Source organism: Saezia sanguinis (assembly GCF_003991585.1).
Classification (GTDB): domain Bacteria; phylum Pseudomonadota; class Gammaproteobacteria; order Burkholderiales; family Burkholderiaceae_C; genus Saezia; species Saezia sanguinis.
The window spans coordinates 239910-246109 of sequence record NZ_PQSP01000004.1 but is presented as its reverse complement, the minus strand read 5'-3'; the positions used below and the strand labels follow the sequence as shown (position 1 = coordinate 246109).

3 protein-coding genes and 1 pseudogene are annotated in these 6200 nt (G+C 48.8%); all 4 read right to left on the bottom strand.

Annotation, left to right across the window (positions count from 1 at the left end; all coding sequences use genetic code 11):
* Positions 1-3104 (bottom strand): ESPR-type extended signal peptide-containing protein (locus CUZ56_RS09505; RefSeq protein ID WP_148113756.1); only part of this gene is annotated, 3104 nt, incomplete at its 3' end.
* A gap of 709 nt (positions 3105-3813) precedes the next feature.
* Positions 3814-4317, bottom strand: coding sequence for a hypothetical protein (locus CUZ56_RS09500; RefSeq protein WP_126980155.1), 504 nt, complete (start codon positions 4315-4317; stop codon positions 3814-3816).
* Positions 4318-4641: 324 nt separating this feature from the next.
* Positions 4642-4827, bottom strand: a complete 186-nt coding sequence (locus CUZ56_RS09495) for a glycoside hydrolase family protein (protein WP_126980154.1) — start codon at positions 4825-4827, stop codon at positions 4642-4644.
* 467 nt (positions 4828-5294) lie between these two features.
* Positions 5295-5422: pseudogene (locus CUZ56_RS16180) on the bottom strand (thermonuclease family protein); the annotation flags it as partial.
* Between the last annotated feature and the right edge of the window lie 778 nt (positions 5423-6200).

The window sequence follows — 6200 nt, the reverse complement described above, 5'->3', positions numbered from 1 at the left end:
ATTTCTGCCGAGAGCGCATAACCGCTGCTGTCGTATTTGCTGGTGTGGCTTTGTGCAGCTCCGCTGAGTTGGTTGTCTATCCTGAGGTTGCCGCCGTTGGAGATGTATTGGCCGCTGCCGTAGCTGCCGGGGGTGGTGCCTCCGGTGATGACGAGTACATCTCCTGCGAGTCCATTGGCGCTGAGGTCAATGGTGCCTGCGTTCTCGAAGCTGTTGAGGTTGAGCAGTTGTCCGTGCACGATGCCTGCATTGCTGCTGCTGAGGGCGCCAACGGGGACGTATTCGCCTGTGGTCACGGTGGTGGTTTCGCCGCTGACGGTAGCCAAGCGCAGGGTGCCGGTGGCGGTGTTGATGTAGGTGTCATTGCCAGCGCCAAAGTCGCTGACGGCAACGGCTTTGGTGTCGCGTACGCCGTCTGCATCGGTGTCGGCAAAGTTTCTGAGGTTCCAGCTGTTGGAGCTGTTGTTGGTGAAGGTGGTGTCTTCTGCACCGCCGGTAATGTAGCCGGTGATGGTGCCGTCGTTGGTGATACTCAGGGTGCTGCCTGCAGGCGCTGAGGAGAGGATGGCCTGGTCGCTCATCGCATCGATTTCACCGGCATTGTTCAGGGTGTAGCTGCCTATGCCGGTACCGGTTCCGGTGAGTTGTACGCCGCCCAGCCTGCCGCCATGGACTTGTGCGCCTGAGGCGATATTGATTTCTCCAGTGCCGTTGCTTCTGATTTGCAGCCCCACCACCCCTTCGGTGGCGTCAATCACAGCACCAGAGCCCAGGTTGATGTAGGCCTGTACGCTGCTGTTGGTACTGCCTCTGTCCCATGCGGCTATGCCTATGGCGTTGGTGCTTGTCACCTTGATGGTACCGCTATCATAGTTAACAGTACTATTACCACTGTTGCTGCCCGCATCAATCCCATGGCTGCTGTACGAGGTAGCTGTGGCCTGCCCGGTGGTAATGTCTCCGCTTGCAGTGACGGTTGCGTCTCCCGTATTGGCTTGCACAAAAATACCCTTGGCATCCTGCGTGGTGATAGCGCCTGTGTTGATAATATCAATGTTACCGGTTCCGGCTGTTACGCCATAGATGCCATAGGCATTGGCACCCTGGGTGGAGAGTGCCCCCGAATTGACAATTTCAATATTGCCTGTTGCTGCTGCATTTGCATATGTCGCATAAATGGCAGAAGCGTTTGGTGCAGCGCCATTGGCTGCCAGACCGCTGGTGATTTGTGTGCCGTTGTTGTGGATGGTAATGTCACCGGCAGCCACACCACTTTGTAGCGCAATGATACCGTAATTAAGACCGGAAGTGGCTGCTATATTGGGATCAATCAGGTTGATGACACCGCCATTGGTGGTGATATTGACATTGACATCGGATGCCCCGGGAGCGGAATTCTCGGCCGCAATACCAGCACCGTTACCTAGTGTCATCACCGTATCGGTCATGTTCATATGAATATCGCCCGAGACGGCATTGGTTCCAGCACCGAGACCATGGGCATAAGTGCCTGAGGTTTTTATCGTGCCTCCCACCTGGTTAATGGTGATACCCCCGCTGGCTGCACCAGCATGATTAACTTGTGCAAACACTGCATATGCAGTACTACCCATCGTAGTGATATCACCCGTATTAGTGATATCAATGCTGCCAGTTCCGGCTGTTACGCCATGTATACCATAAGCACTTGCACCCTGGGTCGACAGCGTCCCTGAATTGACAATCTCAATATTGCCTGATGCTGCTGCATTACCCAAAAATTCTGCACGAATGGCAGATGAGTTTGATGCGCTACCATTGGCAGCCAGACCCGTTGTGATTTGTGTACCGTTATTGTGGATGGTGATATCACCAGCTGCTGTACCACTTTGCTGCACAACGATACCGAAGTTGGAGCCGGCAGTGGCAGCCACATTGGGGTCAATCAGGTTAATTGCACCGCCGTTGGTCGTCACATTGACGTTGACATCGGATACCCCAGCATTGGTGTTCTGGATATAAATACCATCACTGTTATAGTTTTTAAGGTTCATCACCGTATCGGTCATATTGACGTTAATGTCGCCTGAGGCAGCATTGGTGGATGCATGGATGCCATGACCGAAGGTTCCTGAGGTATTAAAGGTACCACCGGTCTGGTTAATGGTGATACCGCCACTGGCAGCACCGGCATTGGTAATTTGTGCCTGGATTGCAAATGCACTATCGCCCGTGGTAGTAATAGCGCTATCTGTGCTGGTAATCTCAATGCTGCCCGCTGTCGTGGTGGCATAAATGCCATTTCCGCCATTACCAGAGGTCGTCATGGATGTATTGGCAATATCAACCACCACCTCCTGACCACTGGCTCTGATGCCATTGTTACTGTCGCCCGAAACAATCAGGTTAACAGCAGAACCATCGATCACAACTTCAGCCCTGTTGGTTGCAGTTGTGTAGATCGCATTACCGCCATTGGTTGTAATGGTGCCTTCCCCGTGGTGAATAATGCTCGTGTTTTCACCATGTGTTTCCAGCCCATCAGAGTTGGTAACACCAGCATGATCAATATTGATATCCAACTGCCCATTCACAGTAATGGATGCATCTCCAGGACCACCAGACGATCCCATGACTAGCGCAGCTGTATCATTTGCTGTGTTCAGTGTGATGCTGTTGGTGCCGTTGAATATCAGCGATGCCCCCTTGCCTTGTGCCGTAACACCATGTCCACTTGTCCCACCAGTAATCGTGCTGTCATTGACTACCAGGGAAACTGGTGCCTCCCCCCCTACAAGGGTTCCCAATACATAAATGGGTGCTGTCAACCCGGTTTCGTTGTAGTTGAGCTCTTCGCCGGCAGTGCTTTGCTGACACTGGAGAATTCCTGCCGCTGTTGTGGTACAGGTTGCCGCCCAAACCGGGGATATGCCCAATGCCAGCCCTGCCCCAACAGCCAGGCTACCCAGACATTTAACTGCCGCTTCGGAAAAATCTACCGATTTTTTAGCTCCACCCGCCTTTAGTTGTTGCGTCTGGCTCTTCCCATGGCTTTTTGCCATCTCTGAAGCCACGACCCATTGCCCTAAGGACTGACTCCACACGGTTTTATGCACTCTGTTCATTTCATCTCCAACATGTTACTGCACTCTTTTCAGATTAAATTTTTTGTGCATCTTTTTAAAATTTTATCAAGGGCAATTGGGCCCACAGATTTAATACGCGTTAAATAAGTCACACTTTTCGTGTTTATCAGCCACGTGGTTGTGCTTATCAGACACAATATGTGAGGGGTTTATTTTTTCTCTGATCTGCAATTGACTGAAGCACTGTTGATGTCTTTGCCGCTACATAAAGTTAATGAGACTTCTTTACATTACATACCATTGACAGCCTTCACTGATAGATGTATTCTCCGTCTGCGTATAAAGAGCCCATTCTTTATACGCAGGGTTAATGTTTGTTAACTTAAATCCCTGTCTCGCCCTTTGCGACGGTTTTTTATCCGTTATCGTTTGAGTAGAACAGGAAGTTTCCCGCTCCAGTGGCCAGAAACCAGCACCGCATTTACGTACACACCCATTGGTTTCATTCATCTGTCACTTAATTTGCCATTTATCCGGCTGTTGATTGACCTGCCCCTCGCTGTGTGGGCTGCGGCTGTCTTCACATCCGGCATGCCTTTCGGATTCCTGACGGTTGAGATGATTTTTGGGATTTTGGTGAGCACGATTTCTGTTTTTCTTTTGCCCCATAAAAAAGCCGTCTACTCATCATAGACGGCTGCCTCGTTATTCGGTGAATAAAAAACTACCTTAACCGGCGGTTCATATTCTATAAATCAGTTTCTGAATACTTCCTGATTTTAAGCATGAAACCTCCCAGCACCTTGCTAACATATGCGCTATAGCATACGTCACTGGGAGAGTAGCACGGTGATGCTTTAGTACAGCCAAGCAACTCGGTAAGCACTCGGATGGTGTGGGCGGCGACAGTGCAATTGCCGGTAGCGAGTCGACTTGCTGCTTGACGTACTCGGGCGGGTTCTGAGCGCACCCCGTCATACTTAGCATTAGCAATATCCAGATCAACCATAATCTGCTGCTCTCTTTTTTCGCTTTCATTACGTTCAATCTTCCTTTGTTCAAGTTCACACTGTCGTTCCAGCAACATTGCTTGCATCTGAGCTACCTTGTAGCTTTCAAATTCCAGCGTGACCATTACTGTTTCATGGCGGGCTGCCTCAAGACGGAAGGTCTGAGCAGTCCTCCAGATGATCAGCGCCACAATAGCCAGTACAGCGCCGATCTCTGGAAGGTACTTTTTGATGATGTCCATCGCGATAAACCCTATAACAAAAACTAACCAATAGATGTATTCTGAATTCGCGTATTAAGGCACCCGGTCCTAATACGTATTCGACTTATCCTTTGCCCCACCTTGGTAGTCATCCTTGGCGGGGTATTTTTTTCATCAATATGTGAATTAGTAGACGCCCAAAATCACAAATCCCTGTTTGTGCCGTTGACAGCCATATATGGCAGATGTATTCTTTGCCTGCGTATAAAGAGCCCATTCTTAATACGTGATTGACTAAGCTTATCCCCCCGCCTCGGTAGTCATCCTTGGCGGGGTTTTTTACTTGCCCCTTGGTTATGCTCTTCACCCCAGTTCGCTGATACAGCGCTGATATTCAAAATGTCTGCGGGTTGTCAGGCCGTTTAACACCTTTCCATTGGCCCGGTTGTACATCAGCAGAGCCTTGCACGCACCTACCCTGATCACATCGTCCTGAATGGAGATCATCAGGGAACTTCCGACCCCTGCTGCTGGCACTCCGATTGCCATGTATCACATGGCCTTTCACTGTCTTGAATAGGTTTTGCATTTCTTGTCCTGTGTTTTTCTTTTGCCCAAGAAAAAAGCCGCCTACTCATCGTAGACAGCCGCTTCGTTATCCGGCGAATAAAAAACCACCTCAAGAGACAGTTCATATTCTATAAATCGGTTTCTGAATCTTTCCTTATTTTAAGCATAAAGCCTCCCAGCACCTTGCTAACATATGCGCTATAGCATACGTCACTGGGAGAGTAGCATGGTGATGATTTGGTACATCCAACCATCGCAAAAGCACAAATCATCACTGCTAGTATTTTCTTCACTGAGCTCTCCCGTTCTTTCTCAACTCCCGCGGTGGAATGGTATTTTTATCTACCCACAGGCTGCGCCTGTTGGTTTTGACATCTTCCTGAACCGCGTATAAATGCTGATGGTTTTAGCGCACTGAACATAGGCCCAAGCAATGCCTACCTGCTTTCAGGCACATCTATGGCAAAACAATGCGCACCCTCACTTGTTCATAATTTCCAGGTTCGCCACAGCAGGCCTTAAGAGTATCGCCATCTGTTATGCCGACGACTAGGCAGAATTGAATTTCAAACATTGATTAAACAGTTTTTTTGAACACCCACCTGCAGAAGAAAAACGAAGCGATCAACGATGTTACATAAGCCATCACGACTATATATGTAAACGTCCCGGCTATGGATAGAGAGAGCGTGACTGGAAGGAGGCTCAGCAATGCGTAAAAAATGATCCAGGTCAGCAGTATTGTTAAAAATAGGCAAATAAAGTACCAAACCAGGGACAGCGCGGCAACACCCCATCTTTTGTATAAAAATTGGAACGTCAGCTTGTTAAGTAGTTTGGATGCTATAAACGTTATAGCCATGGAGCAGCATAACGTAAAGGCAAAATAAACAGGCAGCGTGATCGCCATGTACAAAAAATCGGAAACGCCCATGTCTGCTCCTATAATTGGTTTGCCATACTATAGTTCCGATCAAGGCGCATGACCTAATATGCCATCTTTACCGGGGGTTTTTCATCCGTCCACCACCGTACTGAAGCTGCACCACAACATACGCCTCATACCCCGGAAACGGGTTTACCATCGTGTAGCGAGTACTGATGATCACGTTCGCCAGGCTTACCTCACCCCCTCATTCAGACAGACGATTGCGAATCGGCGCAGGTGCATGTCGAGTTAACAAGGCCAAAGCCACCGCCAAAATGAAGTCAATAAAATAATTGCGAAAAAATTTTAAGACTTCCTGAGTGCATCAGAAGCGGTATATATCACAAACAAATTTCTTGTCGCTTGAATAAAAAAACCACCTGATGGTGGTTTTTTTTATAACTTAATCTTTTTATTGATTTGA